The sequence below is a fragment of the Lysinibacillus sp. A1 genome (assembly GCF_000801965.1).
GTDB lineage: Bacteria > Bacillota > Bacilli > Bacillales_A > Planococcaceae > Lysinibacillus > Lysinibacillus fusiformis.
Genome location: NZ_JSZM01000011.1, coordinates 275,962 through 299,417, shown reverse-complemented (window position 1 = coordinate 299,417; position 23,456 = coordinate 275,962). Strand labels below are relative to the sequence as shown.

The 23,456-nt window shown below is 39.4% G+C and carries 19 protein-coding genes; 18 read left to right on the top strand and 1 reads right to left on the bottom strand.

All coding sequences use genetic code 11. The annotated features are described in order from the left end of the window. The first annotated feature begins 1 nt into the window (after position 1). The 10 genes from PI85_RS09185 (at position 2) to PI85_RS09140 (ending at position 11,283) form a co-directional block, all read left to right on the top strand. Positions 2–883 (top strand): polyprenyl synthetase family protein, encoded by an 882-nt coding sequence (locus tag PI85_RS09185; protein WP_025116086.1) that lies wholly within the window; start codon positions 2–4, stop codon positions 881–883. A 162-nt stretch (positions 884–1,045) separates the two neighbouring features. After that, positions 1,046–2,947 carry a 1-deoxy-D-xylulose-5-phosphate synthase gene (dxs, locus tag PI85_RS09180; RefSeq protein ID WP_036126930.1) on the top strand — a complete coding sequence of 634 codons (1,902 nt, stop codon included), beginning with the start codon at positions 1,046–1,048 and terminating at the stop codon, positions 2,945–2,947. Further along, a complete protein-coding gene (locus tag PI85_RS09175) occupies positions 2,947–3,765 on the top strand; it encodes a TlyA family RNA methyltransferase (RefSeq protein WP_036126928.1) in 819 nt (272 codons plus the stop codon). Before dxs ends, PI85_RS09175 begins: the two co-directional genes overlap by 1 nt. A gap of 100 nt (positions 3,766–3,865) precedes the next feature. Further along, on the top strand, positions 3,866–4,315 hold the full coding sequence (gene ahrC / locus PI85_RS09170; RefSeq protein WP_008179906.1) for a transcriptional regulator AhrC/ArgR: 450 nt from the start codon (positions 3,866–3,868) through the stop codon (positions 4,313–4,315). 33 nt (positions 4,316–4,348) lie between these two features. Continuing rightward, positions 4,349–6,040 carry a DNA repair protein RecN gene (recN, locus tag PI85_RS09165; RefSeq protein ID WP_036126925.1) on the top strand — a complete coding sequence of 564 codons (1,692 nt, stop codon included), beginning with the start codon at positions 4,349–4,351 and terminating at the stop codon, positions 6,038–6,040. A 121-nt stretch (positions 6,041–6,161) separates the two neighbouring features. After that, a complete protein-coding gene (locus PI85_RS09160; protein WP_008179909.1) occupies positions 6,162–7,109 on the top strand; it encodes a SpoIVB peptidase S55 domain-containing protein in 948 nt (315 codons plus the stop codon). 394 nt (positions 7,110–7,503) lie between these two features. Next, entirely contained in the window at positions 7,504–8,295 is a 792-nt protein-coding gene (gene spo0A, locus PI85_RS09155) for a sporulation transcription factor Spo0A (protein WP_008179911.1), read from the top strand. 176 nt (positions 8,296–8,471) lie between these two features. Then, entirely contained in the window at positions 8,472–8,657 is a 186-nt protein-coding gene (locus tag PI85_RS09150; protein WP_036126923.1) for a hypothetical protein, read from the top strand. Positions 8,658–8,990: 333 nt separating this feature from the next. Next, complete coding sequence (locus PI85_RS09145) at positions 8,991–10,562, top strand: DUF342 domain-containing protein (protein WP_008179917.1); 1,572 nt, start codon at positions 8,991–8,993, stop codon at positions 10,560–10,562. Further along, complete coding sequence (locus PI85_RS09140) at positions 10,555–11,283, top strand: glycerophosphodiester phosphodiesterase (protein WP_036126921.1); 729 nt, start codon at positions 10,555–10,557, stop codon at positions 11,281–11,283. Before PI85_RS09145 ends, PI85_RS09140 begins: the two co-directional genes overlap by 8 nt. 46 nt (positions 11,284–11,329) lie before the next feature. Here PI85_RS09140 and PI85_RS09135 read toward each other — a convergent pair whose 3' ends face one another. Next, on the bottom strand, positions 11,330–11,566 hold the full coding sequence (locus PI85_RS09135) for a DUF2627 family protein (RefSeq protein ID WP_008179922.1): 237 nt from the start codon (positions 11,564–11,566) through the stop codon (positions 11,330–11,332). A gap of 389 nt (positions 11,567–11,955) precedes the next feature. Here PI85_RS09135 and PI85_RS09130 point away from each other — a divergent pair, with 389 nt between their 5' ends. From PI85_RS09130 to meaB, 8 genes are all read left to right on the top strand, one after another. After that, positions 11,956–13,050 (top strand): Glu/Leu/Phe/Val dehydrogenase, encoded by a 1,095-nt coding sequence (locus PI85_RS09130; protein WP_036126920.1) that lies wholly within the window; start codon positions 11,956–11,958, stop codon positions 13,048–13,050. Positions 13,051–13,231: 181 nt separating this feature from the next. Further along, positions 13,232–14,659 carry a dihydrolipoyl dehydrogenase gene (gene lpdA / locus PI85_RS09125; protein WP_036126918.1) on the top strand — a complete coding sequence of 476 codons (1,428 nt, stop codon included), beginning with the start codon at positions 13,232–13,234 and terminating at the stop codon, positions 14,657–14,659. An 88-nt stretch (positions 14,660–14,747) separates the two neighbouring features. Further along, the gene (locus tag PI85_RS09120; protein ID WP_036126916.1) at positions 14,748–15,764 is read left to right on the top strand and encodes a thiamine pyrophosphate-dependent dehydrogenase E1 component subunit alpha; all 1,017 of its coding nucleotides are present in this window, start codon (positions 14,748–14,750) and stop codon (positions 15,762–15,764) included. Further along, positions 15,764–16,747, top strand: a complete 984-nt coding sequence (locus PI85_RS09115; RefSeq protein ID WP_016993882.1) for an alpha-ketoacid dehydrogenase subunit beta — start codon at positions 15,764–15,766, stop codon at positions 16,745–16,747. Before PI85_RS09120 ends, PI85_RS09115 begins: the two co-directional genes overlap by 1 nt. Positions 16,748–16,914: 167 nt before the next feature. Beyond that, a complete protein-coding gene (locus PI85_RS09110) occupies positions 16,915–18,258 on the top strand; it encodes a dihydrolipoamide acetyltransferase family protein (RefSeq protein ID WP_036126915.1) in 1,344 nt (447 codons plus the stop codon). A 121-nt stretch (positions 18,259–18,379) separates the two neighbouring features. Further along, positions 18,380–20,083 (top strand): methylmalonyl-CoA mutase family protein, encoded by a 1,704-nt coding sequence (locus PI85_RS09105; RefSeq protein ID WP_036126913.1) that lies wholly within the window; start codon positions 18,380–18,382, stop codon positions 20,081–20,083. Then, the gene (scpA, locus tag PI85_RS09100) at positions 20,080–22,233 is read left to right on the top strand and encodes a methylmalonyl-CoA mutase (protein WP_008179938.1); all 2,154 of its coding nucleotides are present in this window, start codon (positions 20,080–20,082) and stop codon (positions 22,231–22,233) included. The genes PI85_RS09105 and scpA overlap by 4 nt, the downstream gene beginning before the upstream one ends. Next, entirely contained in the window at positions 22,233–23,330 is a 1,098-nt protein-coding gene (meaB, locus tag PI85_RS09095) for a methylmalonyl Co-A mutase-associated GTPase MeaB (RefSeq protein ID WP_036126911.1), read from the top strand. Before scpA ends, meaB begins: the two co-directional genes overlap by 1 nt. Positions 23,331–23,456 lie beyond the last annotated feature (126 nt).

Sequence of the window (23,456 nt, the reverse complement as noted above, 5' to 3'; positions counted from 1 at the left end):
AATGAATGAGCCATTAAAGTACTTTATCGAAAGCAACATACCACAAATCGAAGAAACGATGTTTGCACTTGTTTCAAAAATTGATGCTCCAGTAGATTTAAAGGACTCCATGCTATATTCATTAAAGGCAGGCGGTAAACGCATTCGACCACTTTTTGTATTAGCTGTCTTGGAGCTTTACCAAAAAAATTTACAGGATGGTTTAATTGTAGGATCTGTCATTGAAATCATTCATACGTATTCGTTAATCCATGATGACTTACCAAGCATGGATAATGATGATTTTAGAAGAGGCAAGCCAACAAACCACAAAGTTTATGGAGAAGCACTTGCAACACTTGCGGGAGATGCATTAAACACATTGGCGTTTGGTATTTTAGCTCGTATGGAAGTAACGGCTGAAAAGCGGATCGAGCTTGTTCAATTGTTAAGCGTTGCCGCAGGTGCTGAGGGCATGGTTGGTGGTCAAGTACTGGATATGGAAGGTGAGCAGCGTCAGCTTAATTTAACTGAACTGGAACAAGTCCATGTTAATAAAACCGGTGCTTTATTAAGATTTAGTATTGAAGCGGGAGCCGTATTAGCAGATGCATCTAAACAAGACCGTGCTACTTTGAAGGAATATGCCCATCACATCGGCCTCGCTTTCCAAATCCAAGACGATATTTTAGATATCGAAGGAACAACAGAGGAACTAGGAAAAACGGCTGGGAAAGATGTAGCTAGTGATAAGAGTACTTACCCAGCACTTTTAACGCTAAATGGAGCGAAAGAAAAGCTTGCTGAGCATTATCAACATGCTATTAATGCACTCGATCAATTACCAATAGATGCTAGCTTATTACGAGACTTTGCGGCATATATTGTTCATCGTAAAAACTGAGAGAAAATCAAGGCATTGAAGGAAAAGAATATGCTAGAATAGGTGGGAACGTTTACAAATTGTAAACAATGAAGTGCTCGTACTTTTAGCATATTGATAACACTGCTATAATAGTGAAAAACAAATGCGGTGAATATTTTATTGAAAAGGTGTGTGAGAAAGGTGGATTTAAATAAAATAACTAGTCCATCCTTTTTAAAAAACTTAAATAAGAAGGAGCTTGAGCAGGTAGCGCAAGAAATTCGTACCTTCTTAATCGAAAAATGTTCTGTCACAGGTGGACATATCGGCCCGAATTTAGGAGTAGTCGAGCTTACGATCATGTTGCATAAAATGTTTGACAGTCCAAAAGATAAGTTTTTGTGGGATGTTGGCCACCAAGCTTACGTGCATAAAATTTTAACAGGTCGTGCGAGTCAATTTGACACACTACGTCAGTTCAAAGGGCTTTGTGGATTTCCAAAGCGCGTGGAGAGTGAACATGATGAATGGGAAACAGGTCATAGCTCGACTTCCTTATCAGCAGCCATGGGTATGGCAGCAGCACGTGATATTAAAAAAGAACATAACTATGTAATTCCTATTATTGGGGATGGCGCTTTAACTGGCGGTATGGCACTTGAAGCGTTAAATCATATCGGTCATGCAAAAACGAATATGATTGTTATCCTAAATGATAATGAAATGTCCATTGCTCCAAACGTTGGTGCGCTTCACAGTGTTTTAGGTCGTTTGCGTACTGCCAAGGAGTATTCAAAAGCCAAAGAAGAGCTAGAATCACTTATTAATAAAATTCCGGTATTAGGTGGGAAGCTTGCTTCTACCGCGGAACGACTTAAGGATAGCTTAAAATATTTAGTGGTGTCAGGTGTCTTTTTTGAGGAATTAGGCTTTAAATATCTTGGTCCTATTGATGGTCATGATTTTGAAGCATTGGAAATGACATTATCCCATGCAAAAAAAGTGAAGGGGCCAGTCCTTGTTCACGTAATTACGAAAAAAGGAAAGGGCTATAAACCTGCTGAAGACGATACGATCGGTAATTGGCATGGAACAGGTCCTTATAAAATTGAAAATGGTGCCTTTGTGAAGTCCGAAACTAAAGGACCAGCATGGAGTAGTTTAATTGCAGAAACTGTTCGTAAAATTGCTCATGAAGATGAGCGAGTCGTGACGATCACACCTGCTATGCCTGTCGGGTCAAAATTACAGGGTATTCAACAAGACTTTCCAAATCGCTTCTTTGATGTGGGGATTGCCGAGCAACATGCAGCAACAATGGCAGCGGGTTTAGCTACACAAAATATGAAGCCATTTTTAGCGATTTATTCAACATTCCTACAACGTGCTTATGATCAAGTGTTGCATGATATTGCACGTCCTAATTTAAATGTCTTTATCGGTATTGATCGTGCTGGTTTAGTTGGGGCAGATGGTGAAACGCATCAGGGCGTATTTGATATTGCTTTCCTTCGTCATATTCCAAATATGACGATTATGATGCCTAAGGATGAGAATGAAGGGCAACATATGGTTAAAACAGCTATTGAGTACGATGGTGGTCCGATTGCACTACGTTACCCACGTGGTAATGGGATTGGCGTTCCATTAGATGATGAGCTTGTCGCATTACCAATAGGTAGCTGGGAAGTTTTACGAGAAGGAAAAGACGGTTCCATTTTGACATTTGGCACAACGATTCCGATGGCCATGCAAGCAGCAGATATATTAGCGCAGCAAGGGATCGATATCGAGGTGGTCAATGCACGCTTTATCAAACCAATGGATGAGGATATGCTACACCGAATTTTATCCAATCATAAACCGATATTAACCATTGAAGAAGCCGTCCTAAAAGGCGGATTTGGTAGCGGAGTATTAGAATTTGCTCACGACCATGGCTATCTCCATGCAATTGTTGATCGAATGGGTATTCCAGATCAATATATCGAACATGGTAACGTCGATCAGCTGCTCGAAGAAATTCATATGACAGCAGAGGACGCAGCAGCACGTATGCAAGTATTACTTCAACAAAAACAGCAAGTAGGTTTAAATAAATAATGACAAAACAACCAAAAGAACGAGTGGATATTTTACTTGTAGAGCGTGGATTATGTGAAACAAGAGAAAAAGCAAAACGTTCCATTATGGCGGGACTTGTTTTTTCAAATGAAATACGAATCGATAAAGCAGGAGAAAAAATTGCTATCGATGCGCCTCTACAAGTAAAAGGCTCCGATTTAAAATATGTTAGTCGTGGTGGTCTGAAGCTAGAAAAGGCCCTACAAATTTTTGATATGTCTGTAGAAGGGAAGCTAATGCTTGACATTGGCTCCTCTACAGGTGGGTTTACAGATTGTGCATTGCAACATGGAGCAAGACATGGCTATGCACTGGATGTCGGATCCAATCAATTAGCGTGGAAAATTCGGTCAGACGAACGTGTTACCGTCATGGAAAAAACTAATTTCCGTTATACTACGGCAGCAGATTTATCTCAAGGATTACCTGATTTTGCTACAATAGATGTTAGTTTTATTTCTTTATCATTAATTTTACCGGTGTTAAAAACAGTATTGCTACCAGGTGGCGATGTCATGGCATTGGTGAAACCGCAGTTTGAGGCGGGAAAAGATAAAGTTGGAAAAAAAGGTATCGTTCGTGATAAAAAAGTCCATCTCGAAGTATTAGAAAAAACAGCGGCAATGGCCACAGAAATTGGATTTGTTGTGAAGGATGCTTCTTATTCCCCGATAACAGGTGGGGAAGGAAATATTGAATTTTTATTCCATTTAGTGAATCCTATTGGAGACGAAGACATTCCTGCTTATACAGCTTTTAATGCACTCGTTGAAGAAGCGCATAATTCTTTAAAATAACACGTGCTCGCTTATAGAGCCGTGTTTTTTCTTGTGCTTTTTTGTTGAAAATGGTAGTGTGATTATACACATATTTAATTATTTATTAGAGGTGGCTACGATGAATAAAGGACAAAGACATATACGAATTCGGGATATTATTGCGAATCATGAAATTGAAACACAAGATGATTTAGTCGATTTCCTAAAAGATGCAGGCTATAATGTGACACAAGCTACGGTATCAAGAGATATTAAAGAACTACATTTGGTGAAAGTACCATTACAGGACGGTCGCTATAAGTATAGCTTGCCCGCTGATCAACGATTTAACCCAGTGCAAAAATTACATCGCGCGCTAGCCGATGCCTTTATAAGCATTGATGGAGCATCGCATTTTTTAGTGATGAAAGCTCTTCCGGGTAATGCGAATGCGATTGCATCCTTACTAGACCATTTAGATTGGCCAGAAATTTTAGGTACAATTTCTGGAGACGATACCATTTTAATTATTTGTCGAAATGAAAATGAGCGGGAAAATACAAAAAATCGCTTACTAGACATGCTTTAAAAAATGGGGAAATGGATTCAGAGGTGACAATTTGTGTTAAGAGAGCTTAGTATTCGAAACTTTGCTATCATTGAGGATTTGACTGTGAGTTTTTCTGAAGGATTGACTGTACTGACTGGGGAAACTGGTGCTGGTAAATCTATTATCATTGATGCTGTTCATTTACTTGCTGGTGGACGGGGAAATACTGAATTTATTCGTCATGGGGCAAGAAAGGCTGAATTAGGTGGCTTATTTCAAATTTCGAATTCCACGCATCCTGTGCTGAAAAAATTAGAAGAAGCAGGCATTGAAATTGAAGAAGATACAGTTATTTTACGTCGTGATCTAAATGATTCTGGGAAAAGTATTTGCCGTGTAAATGGTAAACTTGTGCCATTATCCGTACTGAGAGAAATTGGTGGGAGTCTCATTGATATTCATGGCCAACATGAAAACCAAGAGCTGATGGATGAAAAACAGCATATCAATTTACTCGACCAGTTTGCAGAAGAGCAGCTGCTGCCTAAACAAAAAATATACAGCGAACAATATGAAGAATATCGATTGCTGAAAAAGGACTTAGCCTCGATTTCCATCGATGAACAATTGATGGCACAACGCATTGATTTGTATCAATTCCAAATAAAAGAGCTAGAAGAAGCCAATTTAAGGCTAGGTGAGGAAGATGAACTTCTTGATGAACGCCGTCGTCTCATGAATTACAATAAAATTTTTGAACGTTCTAGTGCTGCCTATGAGGCCATTCAGGGAGAATCAAAAGGTCTTGATTGGATTGGTAATGCAATGGGTGCCTTGGACGATGCAGTAACAGTGGACGAGCAATTCAAAGAAGCTTCTGAGGCAGTGACAACGGCATTTTATGCGCTACAAGATGCGGCTTATCAGGTCAAAAATGTATTAGATGAATTGGAGTTTGATCCAGCGCGTTTAAATGAGGTAGAACAACGATTAGCACTATTCCAAAATTTAAAACGCAAATATGGCTCGACTGTGGAGGACATTTTAGCGTATTTTGAAAAAATAAAAATAGAGTTAAATGAGCTGCTGAATCGCGATGAAATTTTGCAGGTGAAAGAACGAAGAGTGCTCGAAATGGAATCGGTGCTCAATGAGCTTGCTACAGAACTTTCAACTGTGCGTAAAGATGCTGCCCAACAGTTAAGTGAAGCCATTATGGCAGAGTTACGGGAATTACATATGGAAAAAGCTAAATTTATTGTCAATTTTGAAGAATTACCATATTTCGATGCAACTGGAAAAGATCAAATTATTTTTTATATTTCTACCAATGTTGGAGAACCGCCAAAATCCTTACCGAAAATTGCCTCGGGAGGAGAATTATCACGAATGATGCTGGCGCTGAAAACCATTTTCTCTTCTTCTAATGGTATCACATCCATCATTTTTGATGAAGTAGACACAGGAGTTAGTGGAAGAGTGGCACAAGCCATTGCAGAAAAAATTGCAGCGGTATCCATTAATTCTCAAGTGCTATGTATTTCACATTTACCTCAAGTTGCTGCGATGGCTGATCATCATTACTTCATTAAGAAAGAAGTTGAGCATGATCGAACATTTACGTCTTTATCAGAAATTGATCAAAAGGCTCGAATTGAAGAAGTCAGCCGTATGATGTCTGGAACTGAAATTACAGCTTTAACGCTTCAGCATGCAACGGAGTTATTAACAATGGCAGAAGAGCGAAAAAAACAAATGCGTTAACCATATTCCAGAAACAGTTGAACCTGTTTCTGGTTTTTTTCTTTTTGCACAAATATTTACCGCTTATAAGAACGCCACAACAACACATAGTAAAAAGACAAAAATGAAAAGGAGGTGTCGTATGAATCGTCGTTGGCGTCAATTAGTCATTTTGCCTATGCTCATCTTTTTGTTAGTGATGCCTATACAAGCTTTAGCCGCCAAAAAGCTTATACCGATGGGTGAAGCCATTGGAATCCAACTTCAATTATCACATGTGTTCGTAGCGCATGATGTACTGTTAGCTTCCAATCAGTGGATGAAAGGTGGCGCAGTGATTGAAAAAATTAATGATATACCTGTAAAGTCGCTGGCAGACGCCAAACAAGCTATGGCTAAAGAAGGCCAACAGAAATGGACGATCAATAATGACGGAAAACAAGTGACACTCGAATTACAAAATCAAGAAGCAGAGCATATCATATCCTTTTTAAAAGATGAAACAGATGGAGTAGGAACACTGACTTATATTGATCCAGAGACAAAAAACTATGGTGCACTAGGTCATCAAATTGTCGATTCAACCCTACAAGAGGCCCCTGTATTTAGAGCTGGCTCCATTTTCTTAGCTTCAATTCAACAAATCCGTAAAAGTACGCCTGGCCAACCAGGTTACAAAATTTCCTCCATTGAAAAACATCAGGAACGACTGGGTAGTATAGATAAAAATACTGTTTATGGAATTTTTGGCCGTTGGGAAGAAGGCTATCCACAAAGATTACCCAAAGCGATTGAAATTATGCATGAAAAAGATATAAAAACGGGGAAAGCGGAAATATATACAGCCATTGAAGGCCGAAAAGTCGAAACTTTTTCCATTGAAATAACAAAGGTTGAAAATGAACGACTTGAATTTATAGTTTCTGACGAAAAGCTCATTGAAAAAACGGGTGGAATTTTGCAAGGAATGAGTGGCAGTCCTATCATTCAAGACGGTCGGTTTGTCGGTGCTGTAACACATATGTTTGTGGAGGAGCCGAAAAAGGGAGCAGCTCTAACAGTAGCTGAAATGTTAAGGAAGTCTTCTTAAAAAGAGGGATGGCATTTGGTAAAAATCCGCATTTTTCCGCTGGCAGAACAGGTGCCCGCTGGAGATTTGCGGGTTTTTATCTATATGTTAAAAATACCTTGTATTCAACAAGTATTTCTAATAATAAACGAAAGGAGTCATGATATTTAAAAAAACTGTAGTTTTATCTTATTTTTTTATCTAAAATAGGTAATAAGAGCGTTTCGACAGTTTGCCAATATTTAGCGCAACTTGTCGATATAAAAAGAAAGTATCGGACTACATACTCATTTTTGGAAATGAAAAAGGTTTTTAAACAAAAATGTCGAAAATTCCACAGTGTGCCAAAAACGGCATTTAGGGGTTAGGTTAACGCTTTGGAGTGTTCAAAGCAAGTCCAGAAGGAGGAATTGAAATGACAAAGGTAAAAGTAGCGATTGCAGATGATAATCGTGAGTTATTAAAAACAATGGAGCAATATTTCCAAGGACATGCCGAAATAGAAATTATTGCGACGGCTTCAAACGGAAAAGTTTGTCTACAAATGCTTGAGGAATTTACACCTGATGTTTTACTTCTAGATATAATCATGCCTCATCTTGACGGTTTAGCTGTTTTAGAATCGATGTATCAAAATGAGAAAATGTCATCAGTCCAAGTAATTATGTTAACTGCTTTTGGCCAAGAAGATGTCATGAAGCAGGCTGTAGATTTAGGGGCATCTTATTTCATGCTAAAGCCATTTGAATTTGACCAATTAGTGCAGAAGATTTTACATTGTGCTGGACAGAAGGCGACTCTTCCTAAAAAGACAAGCGTTTTACAACCTACCGTCCCTCAAAAATTAAATCAGCATCAATTAGACAGCACGATTACAGCTATTATTAAAGAAATCGGTGTACCTGCACATATTAAAGGGTATTCTTATTTGCGTGAAGCCATTCAAATGGTATTTGAGGATATTGAATTATTAGGATCTGTGACAAAGATCTTATATCCAGAAATCGCGAAAAAATTCAATACGACACCATCACGTGTTGAACGTGCAATTCGTCATGCTATTGAAGTTGCATGGAATCGTGGCAATTATGAATCCATTTCGTCGATGTTTGGCTACACGGTGCATCACTTGAAATCCAAGCCGACAAATAGTGAATTCATTGCTATGATTGCAGACAAAATCCGCATCGACATGATGGCTAGCTAAACATATAATTTTTAGCAATAAACGATAGAAAAACTGATATAGCAATTATACCTCGAGTTTTTATAACGCCATTTTTAGACAGTGTGACCACTGTTTAGAAAGGCGTATTTTTTTGATGGGTATCTATTATCTTATGAGCGATGATACTGATGTAATGGAGAAGCAGGTGATCAAAAATGAAAAGTGTCAACTTTCAATTAGATGGAATGGACTCTATAGAAATTACACAACTAGAGGAACATTTATTTGAAGTCCGACTCGTATTAGACGGTAAAATAAGTATGCAATATATGAGTAAGGAGGAATTGGGACAGCTTGGCGCGACCTTTCAAATTGGAAATATTAAGAGCTATCTTGAATAAAGAGCCTTAATATCTGATAATTTTATAGTTCTAAAGACTCTTTATTGTTTAATTATTATGACGATCCTATCCTATAATATATAGAGTAGGATTACTGTTTGTTCAAATTATCCTAATAGAATAACCTTCTATTTAAGGTTGATTTTATTAAAAAAATTAAATAATAAACATTTTTTTAGTATTTTACACCTATTAATATTTATTGGAAATAAAAAATAGTTGGATGTTTTAATGATTAAGTAGTACTATTTTCTTTCTCGTTAGTGACAATGGTCTCTAAACAAATGTAAGTGGATTGTATATACTTACATATAGAGGGAAGGAGGAGGTAGCTTGATTCTAGTTCGAAATGAAAACTTCGAAATTTCTGAAGAGAATGGCAAGGTATTTATGCTTACTTTTAGTGCCGGATTTCCATTAAAAGAATTTGATAGCATACTACGTAGTCATCCGCGACTTAAATTATCTAATTTTTCAATTTTAAAAAATGTGCTGTCAACTCAAAACACAAGTCCAGTAGAAATTGGCCGCTGGCTTCCAAATATAGAAGCTGAAATTGCCCGTGATAAAATGTCAGCCTCTATTTTTATCTATGAAACAAACGAATATATGGCAAATCATAAAGAAAAGCTAACACAGCAAGTACAAGAAACACTTGCGGAAAATGAAATAGTGCATGGAATATTAGATTTTGATATTTCGAAGGCTGAACCAGGAAAAGCATTTTTAATTGCACAGGGGCAACCACCTATAGCAGGCACGGATGCACAAATTACATACTTACCTAAACCGGAGCGAAAACCGGTCATTCGTGATGATGGAAAAGCGGATTACTTTGATATGAATTTTATCTCAGAAATTTCAGAAGGCTCATGGCTAGGTGAAAAGATTCCTGCTACATTAGGTAAACCAGGGAAAAATGTACTAGGTGAGGTAGTGGCTGCTGCACCAGGACGAGATTTTCCTATCCGATATGATACAAAATCAGCATATGAAGTGGAAGAGGACGGAAAAATTGTGATCCGCTCGAAAATTGCTGGTGTTCTAGATGATGTGAAAGGTATGATTGGTGTAAACAGACACCTACCTATTAACGGTGATGTGGGCGTTGAAACAGGAAATCTAGAATTTAATGGTTCTCTTAGTATTAAAGGGACCGTAACAAATGGCTATACGGTTATTGCAACTGGCGATATTTCTATTGATGGTGCTGAAGGTGTAAGCGGTGCCAAACTAATTAAATCCATTGAAGGCGATGTTTATATTCGCGGGGGCATTTTTGGTCTAGGCTCAACAGTTGTGGAAGCGGGCGGCAATATTTTTGTCAAACATGTCAATGAAGCAAATTTATTTGCGGCGGATAGTATCCATATAGGCTTCTATGCATTAGGTTCACAACTTTCAGCTCATTCTATTTTCGTAGACGAACGAAAAGGTAAAATTATTGGAGGACGTGCTGTAGCTAAAAATACAATTGTCACTGCCATATCAGGTAACCGATTGGAACGTCGAACGGATTTGATTATTGAAAGTGTCAATAAACAAGAGAATAATTCGATGATGCAGGAAAAAGCTGTACAGCTTAAAGAGTTACAATCAGAAATTGCAGCCCATGAGTCCAAAATGAAAAGCTTATTACCATTCCTCAACCAAATGTCTAAAGAACAAACAGCGTCCTTTGAAGAGACCAAGCAGGCTTTAACAAAATTAAAGGCAGAAGCTGTTACATTAGATCGAGAAATTAAACTGATAATGGACGAAATGCGTCATATAGGAAAAGAAGAGATTATTGTCACAAAGGAAGCGCATCCGGGAACATATATTCAAATTGGTAAAAAATCATCTTTATTAAGCAAAATGACCAATGGGAAATTTCTACTGGAGTTTGGTGAGTTAAATGTCTAATTCGTCCTATATTCCAGTGTTTGCACATCGAGGGGCTTCGGCCTATGCGCTTGAAAATACCTTTAAAGCCTTCGAAAAGGCATTGGAGCTGGGGGCTGATGGCATTGAGTTAGACATCCAATTTTCAAAAGAGGGATGTCCAATCGTGTACCATGATCCACAATTGTCAAGATTAGTAGGTATCAATAAACTGGTGAGTGATTGTACGATGGAAGAGTTATTGCGTTTTAAACTCGGAAAGCCTTGGAGGCGTCTTTTTTCATCGGCTAAAATGCCAGCATTTGATGCAGTTTTAGCATGGGCTAAAACAAATAAGCTCCCTTTAAATATTGAATTAAAATCAACCATTCTAGACAATCAAAGTGGGCTAAAAGATTTTCTTCAAGGGCTCTCATTACCAACAGGGAGCCACTTCTCATCATTTCATTATGAATTACTGGAAATGGTGAAAAAACATAGGCCTGAATATGAAACAGCTCTAATAGCCACAAAAAAATTAAAATGGGATTTGTTAGCTGATTACAAAGCGGCAGATACTGTTCATATGCATAAACGGTACTACAAACCAAGATATTTAGAGGCATGTGTTACAAGCGGCAAAGCCTGTCGTTTTTATGCCATTGATGGTAATGAACCGTTCTTAACGAATCCGCACCATGCTGTGTTAGGTTGGATTACGGATTATCCTGATAAAGTCATCACTACACAGCAGCGAGTATAAAAATAGCTATCCAGTAAGCCCATGTGACTTATTTGGATAGCTATTTTTATTTTTTTTGGAAGCGAGGTGCTACTTTTCCATTTTTGCGGTCACGATGTAGTAAAAATCCTGCGAAAAAGCCGAAGCCTATCACAAAGAAAATAACACCCACTACAAATTGTAGCCATAAAAATGGGAAAGGCGAAAGAAGCTTTCCAAATAATGTATCACGCATAAATTTAATGCCGCCTGCAGCCATAAGACCTGGAATAAGCATTACAATAAATGCAGCTAAACGGGCCATGTATACCCCTCCTTATTCCTATGATTAATTGTACCTGTGGATGGGGGAATGTCAAGAAAGGGGAGGAATCAATATAATATTTATTCCTCAAAGCTAGGCAGGGCATAAAGTGGTTTTTGTTACTGAATGTTTAGAAAATTCTTACTTAAATAAGAATGTGTAATAATAGTTGCGAAATTGTGAATTTGTCAGTATTGTAAAAATAAGTGGAGCAATATTATCCATTACTAAACAATTTTTTTCTTCCTGTATAAGGGTCTAAACACCTACAGTAAAATGGGGCTCGGTTTTTTGCTGAGAAGAGGACAATAAGGGAAAGAATTGTTAGATAAAACTTGATTGGGACGGGCATTTGGGGATGCACTTTCCAAAGCAAAGGGGCGAGTTTCATGGAAATCTTCAAGTATATGGAAAAGTATGATTATGAACAATTGGTATTTTGCCAAGATGAAGCATCAGGGTTAAAAGCGGTTATCGCTATCCATGACACAACACTTGGACCAGCATTAGGCGGTGCACGTATGTGGACATATGCTTCAGAGGAAAATGCAGTGGAAGACGCATTGCGTTTAGCACGAGGCATGACTTACAAAAATGCGGCAGCTGGTTTAAACCTTGGCGGTGGAAAAACGGTCATTATCGGTGACCCATTTAAAGATAAAAACGAAGAAATGTTCCGTGCATTAGGTCGTTTCATCCAAGGCTTAAATGGCCGTTATATTACTGCAGAAGACGTAGGTACAACGGTAACAGATATGGATTTAATCCATGAGGAAACAGATTATGTAACAGGAATTTCACCTGCATTCGGTTCATCAGGGAACCCATCTCCAGTAACGGCGTATGGTGTTTATCGCGGTATGAAAGCGGCTGCAAAAGAAGCATTCGGTTCAGAATCATTAGAGGGATTAAAAATTTCTGTACAAGGTCTAGGAAATGTAGCTTACAAGCTTTGCGAGTATTTACATAATGAAGGGGCAAAACTTGTTGTAACAGATATCAATCAGGCAGCAATTGATCGAGTTGTAAATGACTTTGACGCAATTGCAGTAGCTCCAGATGAAATCTACGCGCAAGACGTTGATATTTTCTCACCTTGTGCTTTAGGCGCTATATTAAATGATGAAACAATTCCACAACTAAAAGCAAAAGTAATTGCTGGATCTGCTAATAACCAGTTAAAAGATTCACGTCATGGTGATTACCTCCATGAATTAGGGATTATCTATGCACCAGACTATGTGATTAATGCTGGTGGCGTTATTAACGTTGCGGATGAATTATATGGCTATAATCGTGAACGTGCTCTGAAACGCGTTGACGGTATTTATGATAGTATTGAAAAGATCTTTGCTATTTCAAAACGAGATGGCATTCCGACATATGTGGCAGCGAATCGTTTAGCTGAAGAACGCATTGCGCGTGTGGCGAAATCTCGCAGCCAATTCTTAAAAAATGAAAAAAATATTTTACACGGTCGCTAATATACAAGGTTTGAAAATTTGGAGAAGTCGCATTGTCGACTTCTTCTAATTTTACCAACAAATAAGAGCATCGTTGTAGTAAAGCTAAAGTTCTTCTTAAGCAAGAATAGACCGTAAGCTGATAGGGTGCTTGTTTAATAGATAGAATACTTTAGCACTTTTCTCAAAAGGGGGAATAAACATGGCTCAAAATTATGATGTTGTCATTTTAGGTGGAGGTACAGGCGGTTACGTTGCGGCCATCAGAGCTGCGCAACTAGGCTTGAAAACAGCTATTGTAGAGCGGGAGCGTTTAGGCGGAACATGCTTGCATAAAGGTTGTATTCCAAGTAAAGCCTTACTTCGAAGTGCAGAAGTATATCGAATGGCTAATAAAACGGCTAGTGAATATGGTGTCGATATTGAAGGTGTAACACTGCAATTTGACAAAGTTCAAGCTAGGAAACAAGCAATCGTTGAGCAATTAAGCCAAGGTGTGAATACACTGATGAAAAAAGGTAAAATAGATGTTTATCATGGTACAGGACGAATTTTAGGTCCATCTATTTTCTCGCCAATGCCAGGAACGATCTCGGTAGAAATGTCTAATGGGGAAGAAAATGAAATGCTTGTACCGACAAATGTTGTCATTGCAACTGGCTCAAAGCCGCGAGGTATGGGCGGATTAACAGTTGATGGTCAATATGTGATGAATTCAGATCATGCGTTGGAGCTTGATCATTTACCGAAATCATTGTTAATCGTTGGCGGTGGTGTCATTGGTATTGAGTGGGCATCTATGCTTTGCGATTTTGGCGTATATGTAACAGTTGTAGAATACGGACCAACTATCTTACCTGCAGAAGATGCAGATATTGTCAAAGAAGTAACAAAGCAGCTTGAAAAGCGTGGAGTTCGCATTGTGACAAATGCTCGTTTAGAGGCAGATACATTCAAAATAGAAAATGATAACGTTTTCATTTCTGCCAAAGTGAATGATCAGGAAGAAGTCTTTGAGGCAGATAAACTTTTACTTTGTGTAGGACGTGAAGCCAACACGCAAGATATTGGTTTGGAAAATACAGAAATCGAAGTGGAAAATGGCTTCATTAAAGTGAATGATTCTTATCAAACGAAGGAATCACACATGTATGCCATTGGGGATGTGATTGGTGGCTTACAGTTAGCACATGTTGCTTCTCATGAAGGACTGTCAGCGATCGAGCATATAGCGACAGGTAAAACCGAGCATTTAAATGATCTGAACGTACCTAAATGCGTTTATTCATATCCTGAGGTTGCTAGCATCGGTTTAACAGAAGTTGCTGCCAAAGAGCGAGGCCTTTCATTAAAGATCGGTAAATTCCCGTTCAAGGCAATTGGTAAGGCATTAGTAAATGGAGAAGCAGAAGGTTTTGTAAAAATTATTGCTGATGAAGAAACAGATGATATTTTGGGTATTCATATGGTAGGGCCGCACGTGACAGATTTAATTGGAGAGGCATCCTTAGCTAAGTTATTGGATGCAACGCCATGGGAAATTAGTCAGGCAATCCATCCACATCCTTCATTAAATGAGGTATTAGTGGAATCTGCTTTAGCAGTTGATGGTCGTGCTATCCATTTTTAAATTTTTCTGAATTTCATAACTAACGTATCCAAATGTGGGGATATAGGATAAGATAGTTATTTCTCTATAATACGAAAGGGGTGTTCGTATGCAAGATGTTCAAATCAAACATGAAGATTTAGGTTTGTCAAATGAAGATGTACTTGCTATGTTCGAAACAATGTTAATGGCCAGAAGATTAGATGAGCGTATGTGGTTATTAAACCGTTCTGGTAAAATTCCGTTTGTTATTTCTTGTCAAGGTCAGGAGGCAGCACAAGTTGGGGCAGCCTTTGCACTAAATAAAGATAAAGATTATATTGCACCATATTATCGTGATATGGGTGTTGTTTTACATTTTGGTATGACACCAAGAGAGCTGATGTTATCTGCATTTGCCAAAGCAGAAGATCCAAACTCTGGTGGACGTCAAATGCCAGGGCATTTTGGTCAAAAGAAAAATCGTATTTTAACAGGATCTTCGCCTGTAACAACGCAGGTGCCGCATGCAGTGGGCGTAGCACTTGCAGGACGTCTACAAAAAGAGGATTTTGTTTCTTTCGTGACACTTGGTGAAGGTTCTTCTAACCAAGGAGATTTCCATGAAGGAGCAAACTTCGCAGGTGTTCATAAATTGCCAGTTATTATCATGGTAGAAAACAATCAATATGCGATCTCTGTACCCGTTGAACGCCAGTTAGGCTGCGCGAAGGTTTCTGATCGTGGAATTGGCTACGGTATGCCAGGTGTGACAGTTGATGGGAAATGCCCATTACAAGTTTACAAAGTGGTAAAAGAAGCAGCGGACCGTGCACGTAATGGAGAGGGCCCAAGCTTAATCGAAACAGTCACATATCGTTTAACAGCCCACTCTTCGGATGATGATGATCGTCAATATCGTACGGCTGAAGATATAGCAGAAGGTAAGGCAAAAGATCCGATTGTGTTATTCGAAAAGTATTTAACAGATGCTGGCGTCATGACTGAAAACGTACGTACTGAAATTGAAGAACGTGTGATGGCAGAAGTGAATGAAGCGACTGATTATGCAGAAGCGGCTCCATATGCACAACCAGAGGATGCCATGAAATATGTTTATGCACCAGTGGACGGAGGTGACATGTAATGGCAGTTATGTCTTATATTGATGCGATTACATTAGCAATGAAAGAAGAAATGGAACGTGATGAGCGAGTTTTCATTTTAGGAGAAGACGTTGGCCGTAAAGGCGGTGTATTCAAAGCCACTACAGGTCTGTACGATCAATTCGGTGAATACCGTGTACTAGATACGCCACTTGCAGAAAGTGCTATTGCAGGGGTTGGTATTGGGGCAGCGATGTATGGTATGCGTCCAATCGCAGAAATGCAATTTGCTGATTTCATTATGCCAGCGGTCAACCAAATCGTCTCTGAGGCAGCTAAAATCCGTTACCGTTCTAATAATGATTGGACTTGTCCAATGGTAATCCGTGCACCTTTTGGTGGAGGAATCCATGGGGCGCTTTATCATTCTCAATCCGTTGAAGCCCTTTTTGCGGGTACGCCTGGTTTAAAAATTGTTATACCATCAACTCCGTATGATGCTAAAGGATTGCTGAAAGCAGCAATTCGCGATGAAGATCCAGTATTATTCTTTGAACATAAACGTGCTTATCGATTAATTAAGGGTGAGGTACCGCTAGACGATTACACGTTACCAATCGGCAAGGCTGATGTGAAGCGTGAAGGGGATGATGTGACGGTCATTACCTATGGTTTAGCTGTACACTTTGCGCTACAAGCGGCAGAGCGTCTAGCTGCAGATGGAATTTCTGCGCATATACTTGACCTACGCACAGTTTATCCACTTGATAAGGAAGCAATAATTGAGGCAGCAAGTAAGACAGGAAAAGTATTACTTGTTACGGAGGATAATAAAGAAGGTAGTATCATGAGTGAAGTTGCCGCAATTATAGCGGAGCATTGTTTATTTGAGCTTGATGCACCAATTCAACGTCTAGCAGGACCTGATGTGCCAGCAATGCCGTATGCACCAACAATGGAAAAATATTTTATGATTAATCCTGATAAAGTTGAACGTGCGATGCGAGAACTTGCGGCATTTTAACATACCAAGCAAGGCTGATTGAAAAAATGAAAGCCTCAGACGGAAGAACAGATTTTGACTTAGCCGTTTGAAAGTCAAAATCTGTCTATTTGCCTATCTTCGTTTATTAATTTAGCGCTGCATCAGGTACAATGTCGCCTAGGCTTAATTGATGGGAGGAATAAATGATGGCGGTTCAAAATATTACTATGCCACAGCTCGGCGAAAGTGTAACAGAAGGTACAATTGAAAAATGGCTTGTGAAGCCTGGCGATACAGTAAAAAAATATGATTCTTTAGCAGAAGTTGTGACAGATAAAGTAAATGCAGAAATTCCATCGTCGTTTGAAGGGGTTATTACGGAGCTAATTGCGCAAGAAGGTCAAACATTGCCAGTTGGTGCAGTTGTATGCTCGATTGAAATTGCAGGAGATAGTGAATTACCACCTCCACCGCCTGAAAAAAAATCTGCTGTAAGCACAGCGATTTTAAATGCAGGTGTTCAAAAGAAACAAGAGGCATCACAATCAGTTTCTACTCCTCCTTCAGCCGCTCCAAAAGAAGCGCGTAAGGACAAAGTACGCTACTCACCTGCTGTTCTTCGACTTGCACAGGAGCATGATATTGCACTCGAACAAGTTACGGGAACGGGCGAGGGTGGTCGCATTACAAGAAAAGACTTGATAAAACTAATTGAAACGGGCAATATCCCAACTGCAACTAGCGCGGCACCAGCGCCAGCAACGAGTCAAGCACCATCTGAACAGCCAGCTCCTGCACAAGCTCAGCATGCAGAAAAGCCTGGCGCACCGGTACAACCTATCCAGCCAGGAGATATTGAAATTCCAGTGACAAAGGTCCGTCGTGCAATTGCTAATAATATGGTAAGAAGTGTTCATGAGGCTCCACACGCTTGGATGATGATGGAAGTGGACGTAACAGATTTAGTTGCTTATCGAGATAGCCTAAAAGGTGAATTTAAGCAAAAAGAAGGCTTTAATCTTACATATTTCGCCTTCTTTGTAAAAGCAGTGGCTCAAGCCTTGAAAGAATTCCCAATGATGAATTCGATGTGGGCTGAGGATAAAATTATTCAAAAGCATGACATCAATATTTCGATTGCAGTAGCGACAGATGATGCATTATTCGTGCCTGTTATAAAACACGCGGATGAAAAATCCATTAAAGGAATTGCTAGAGAAATTCATGAGCTTGCTAACAAGGTTCGAACTGGAAAATTAGCCATGGATGATATTAAAGGTGGTACATTTACCGTAAATAATACGGGAGCATTTGGCTCTATTCAATCAATGGGTATCATCAATTATCCACAAGCTGCTATCCTGCAAGTGGAAAGTATTGTAAAAAAACCAGTCGTTTTACCAGGTGGAATGTTTGCCGCTCGTGATATTGTGAATTTATGTTTATCATTAGATCATCGTGTGTTGGATGGACTAGTATGTGGTAAATTCCTAAATAGAGTAAAAGAAATACTCGAAAATACAAATAAATCTTCGACGTCAGTCTACTGATGACTTGTCGGAAACCTGCTGTATAAGGGTTTCCGATTTTTTTTATGCTTTCCGAGTCGCAATTTGTCATGTAGAATAACAAATAGAAACTACTAAGGGGGGAAGCTGATTAAGCGTCCGCATGTCAAACAACATGAAAAATATTGAATTTGAAAAGCCGGCCTATTCAGACTGGCAAGATGCAGCAATCAAAGCTTTAAAGGGGAAACCATTTGAGTCTCTATTCACAAAAACAAATGAGGGTGTTACACTACAGCCCATTTACACACAAGAAAGTTTAGTAGCTAAGCTTGGTGATGAGCTTGATCGACAAGTTGCCACAATTCGTTCCCTACAAAATAGTCAAGCATTTCAAGTAGCTCAGCAAATTCATGCTGATACGAGTGAAGCGTTTTTTGCACAGCTTGATGACAGTTTAGCTCGAGGTAATGAAGTTATTACCATTGATAGTCGTGTTAATTTTGACTGGACAGAAGATATATTGGTCAAATTAGCATCATATTTCTCAGAATATTCATTTAAAATTACTATTAAAGATACAAAAGACCCATTATTAACAGTGTTTGACAAAATTGCTTTGGATCAGCGAGAAGCTGTGAAAGGTTTCATCGTTTCGAACGAACCAATCTCTTTACATGCTTTTCCGAGCGTGCGCTCAGTCGGCGCTAACACAGTCCTATATCATAATGAGGGTGCCAACGCCGTTCAAGAATTGGCCTATGCACTTGCATTAGCAGCAAAATTTGTAGAACAGGAAGAAAGCTTTGAAGCATTTTCAAAGAAATTTTTTGTATCCTTTGCTGTTGATACGCAATTCTTTACAGAGATTGCAAAACTCCGTGCTTTTAAAGTACTTTGGAAAGCGTTCTCATCTGCCTATGATGTTACGGAAAATGTAAAAATTCCAACTGTTGCTGAAACATCTTTAAGAAGCTTCTCTAAATTGGATGTTTATGTGAATTTATTACGATCTTCTAATGAAGCGCTTTCTGGGCTAATCGGCGGTGCTGATCTCTTTACGGTTCATCCGCATGATGCGTTAACAAAGCCTACAGAACAGTCAGTACGTATTGCTCGTAACGTGTCATTAATTTTAAAAGAAGAAACAAATGTCTTAAAAGTAATAGACCCTGCAGGTGGCTCTTATTTTATCGAGTCGTTAACGGCAGACTTTGTCAAAGAGGCATGGGCGTTATTCTTAGAAATAGAGGCAGCTGGCGGCATTGATGAATACACTGCATCTGGCAAGCTCGCTGAAGAAGTAGAGAAATCGTATCAATCTCGTATTCATGCTGCACATACACGTAAGCAATCATTGATTGGAACGAATATTTATGCCAACCCAGCTGATGCACTTGAAAGTGAAACGAATCCGTTATTTGCTAGCATTAAACGAAGTGCTATTCCATTTGAAAAGCTGCGTGCAGAAATGACGGCAGCTGATGTGAAAACAGGTATTTTAGCATTAGGTACATTAAAAAGCTCCAAGCCAAGAGCAGATTTTATTGCTGGTTTCTTAAATACGGTAGGTCTTGTTCCTGAAAAAAGTGAACCGGCGGCAACTGTTGAAGAGGCAATAGCTTGGCTAAAGGCAACAGAGGCTAAATATGTTGTCATTGCAGGTAATGATGAGGATACAAAGGAATTTGTCCATGCCATTTTAGCAGACAAACCAGCAGGTGTACTTGTGGATGTGGCTGGGAAATTTAAAGACGAAGAAGAAGCTTGGCTAGCAAATGGCTTAAACGGCTTTATTTTCGCAGGACAGAACATCATTGAAAAATTACAGTCAGTGTTCGCGAGCATAAAGGAGGTCCAACGATGAGTAAGCCAAATTTTAATGCAATTGAAATAGAAAAAGTTTTATCAGCTAATGCACCTCAAGCGTCTGATGATAAGTTTATGACAAATGAAGGTATTGAAATTAAAGATATTTATACAAAAGAAGATATCAAGGATGCTAAACATTTAAATGATGTAGCAGGTATTGCACCTAATACACGCGGACCATACCCTACCATGTATGTGGCTCGACCTTGGACTGTTCGTCAATATGCTGGTTTCTCAACAGCTGAAGAATCCAATGCCTTTTACAAGCGAAATTTGGCAATGGGACAAAAGGGTTTATCTGTAGCGTTCGACCTAGCAACTCACCGAGGCTATGACTCTGATCATCCACGAGTTACAGGGGATGTAGGAAAAGCAGGTGTAGCGATTGACTCTGTTGAGGATATGAAAATTCTTTTCGATCAAATCCCGTTAGATCAAATGTCCGTTTCTATGACAATGAATGGTGCCGTACTACCGGTTCTTGCTTTCTATATTGTAGCAGCAGAGGAACAAGGTGTAACACCAGAAAAATTAGCAGGGACGATTCAAAATGATATTTTAAAGGAATACATGGTGCGTAATACATACATTTACCCACCAGCTATGTCGATGAAAATCATTGCAGATATTTTTGAATATACAGCAAAATATATGCCGAAATTTAACTCAATTTCGATTTCTGGTTACCATATTCAAGAAGCGGGAGCAACAAATGATATTGAGCTTGCCTATACGTTAGCAGATGGTTTGGAGTATGTGCGTACAGGGCTAAAAGCAGGCATTGATATCGACGCATTTGCACCACGTCTATCGTTCTTCTGGGCCATTGGCATGAACTATTATATGGAAGTGGCTAAAATGCGCGCTGCACGTCGTATTTGGGCACAGATGATGTCAACGTTTAATCCAAAAAATCCGAAAACATTAGCTTTGCGTACCCACTCGCAAACATCTGGGTGGTCATTAACAGAGCAAGATCCGTTTAATAATGTAGCACGTACGTTGATCGAAGCAAATGCGTCATCAATGGGACATACGCAATCATTGCATACGAATGCACTAGATGAAGCCATTGCACTTCCAACGGATTTCTCTGCACGTATCGCACGTAATACGCAGTTATTTTTACAAGAGGAAACAGCAATGACGAAAGTAATTGATCCATGGGGTGGTTCGTACTACGTGGAGAAATTAACAGAAGAAATTACTAAATCAGCATGGGCATTAATTGAAGAGATTGAAGCACTTGGTGGTATGGCGAAAGCAATTGAAACAGGTCTTCCTAAAATGAAAGTTGAAGAGGCAGCTGCTAAACGTCAAGCGAAAATTGACTCCAAGACAGAGACGATTGTTGGTGTAAATAAATATCGTCTGACGAAAGAAGAGCCAATTGACATTCTAGATATTGATAATACCCTAGTGCGACAAAAACAAATTGAGCGTTTAGAAGCGATGAAAGCAGCACGTGATGAGGCTGAGGTTCAAAAACATTTAGCTCGTTTAACGAAAGCGGCGCAAGATGGCGAAGAAAATTTACTAGCTATAGCAGTTGATGCGGCTCGTGCACGTGCCTCTTTAGGAGAAATCTCGGATGCAATTGAAGCTGTTTCTGGACGACATAAAGCTGTCATCCGTTCTATTTCGGGTGTCTACTCTGCCAATTTCTCCGATGAGGAGCAAATTTCAGAAGTGAAGCAAATGACAGAAGAATTCCTTGAAAACGAAGGCCGTCGTCCACGTATTTTAGTAGCTAAAATGGGACAAGATGGACATGACCGTGGAGCTAAGGTTGTCGCAACAGGCTATGCTGATTTAGGCTTTGACGTAGATATTTCTCCATTATTTATGACACCGGCTGAGGCAGCACAAATGGCTGTTGAAAATGATGTTCATGTCATTGGTGTCTCTTCGTTAGCGGCGGGTCATAAAACATTAGTGCCTGAATTGATTGCGGAGCTAGAAAAATTAGGGCGTGAGGATATTATCATCATTGTGGGTGGTGTTATACCTGCTCAAGACTATGATTTCCTTTATAATGCTGGGGCAGTAGCTATCTTTGGACCAGGTACCGTGATTCCTGTATCCGCACAGAAAATCATTGAGGAAATCTACAAACGTTTAGGCTATGAGGAAGTGTCTGAATAATGGACAACAACAAAGGAATGGAAGAAAGTGCGCTATTTGTGATGGGCGGAGTCGAGGCGACTCACGACGGTATGCACTATGGTACACCAAAAAAATTCCGGAAGAAAAAAGCCGACATTGTTAATATTAGAGAGCTTGCACAACAAGTACGCGCAGGCTCTCGCACACATTTGTCAAAAGCGATTACCCTCATTGAAAGCTCGAATGCCACGCATAAAGTCCAAGCACAGGAGCTTTTACAGGAGCTTTTACCGCATACAGGAAAGAGTATTAGAATCGGGATTACGGGCGTTCCAGGAGCGGGGAAGAGCTCGTTCATTGAGGCTTTCGGAACAATGCTTTGTGACATAGGAAAACGAGTAGCAGTCCTTGCGATTGACCCAAGCTCTTCTTTATCAGGGGGGAGTATTTTAGGGGATAAAACGCGCATGGAGGAGCTCGTCAAGAAGCCTACTGCTTTTGTACGTCCTTCACCATCGGCTGGTACCCTTGGGGGTGTTCATAAAAAGACACGTGAAACGATGTTAGTTTGTGAAGCAGCAGGCTATGATGTCATTCTCATTGAAACAGTGGGTGTGGGACAAAGTGAAACATATGTCCGAGGCATGGTGGATTTCTTCTTGCTTCTAGTTTTAACTGGAGCAGGGGATGAATTGCAGGGCATGAAAAAGGGCATTATGGAGTTAGCAGACGCCATTGTTGTGCATAAGGCGGATGGTGATAATATGCGGCTTGCCAAAAAAACTGTCGCAGAATATAAACAGATTCTGCATTTTTTACAGCCTGCTACACCAGGCTGGATGTCAACTGCAATGCCAGTTAGTTCATTGGAAAAACGGGGTCTCGATAAGGTTTGGGGAACCATAGAAGAATTTAAACAAATTGTTGAATCAAACAGGTATTGGGCTACTCGACGTCAAAAACAAACAAAAGAGTGGTTCCAATCCATGATTACTGATCATTTAATAGATATGTTCTATGGAAATCCACAACGTAAAGCACAGGTACAGCTTCTGGAACGTCAAATTTTAAGTGGCCAACTAACGGTTACACAAGGTGTAGATCGTTTATTTAGCGAGGAACAGGAAGATCAGTAAACTAGTTTCTTTATAAGCTTAGAAAATTCAACTGACATGTATGAGCAAGTGGGTGCACAAATTCGTTGCAAACTGCTATGATAAGAGATGTATGTGCGTCAAATACCTACTATAAAAAGCTGAATT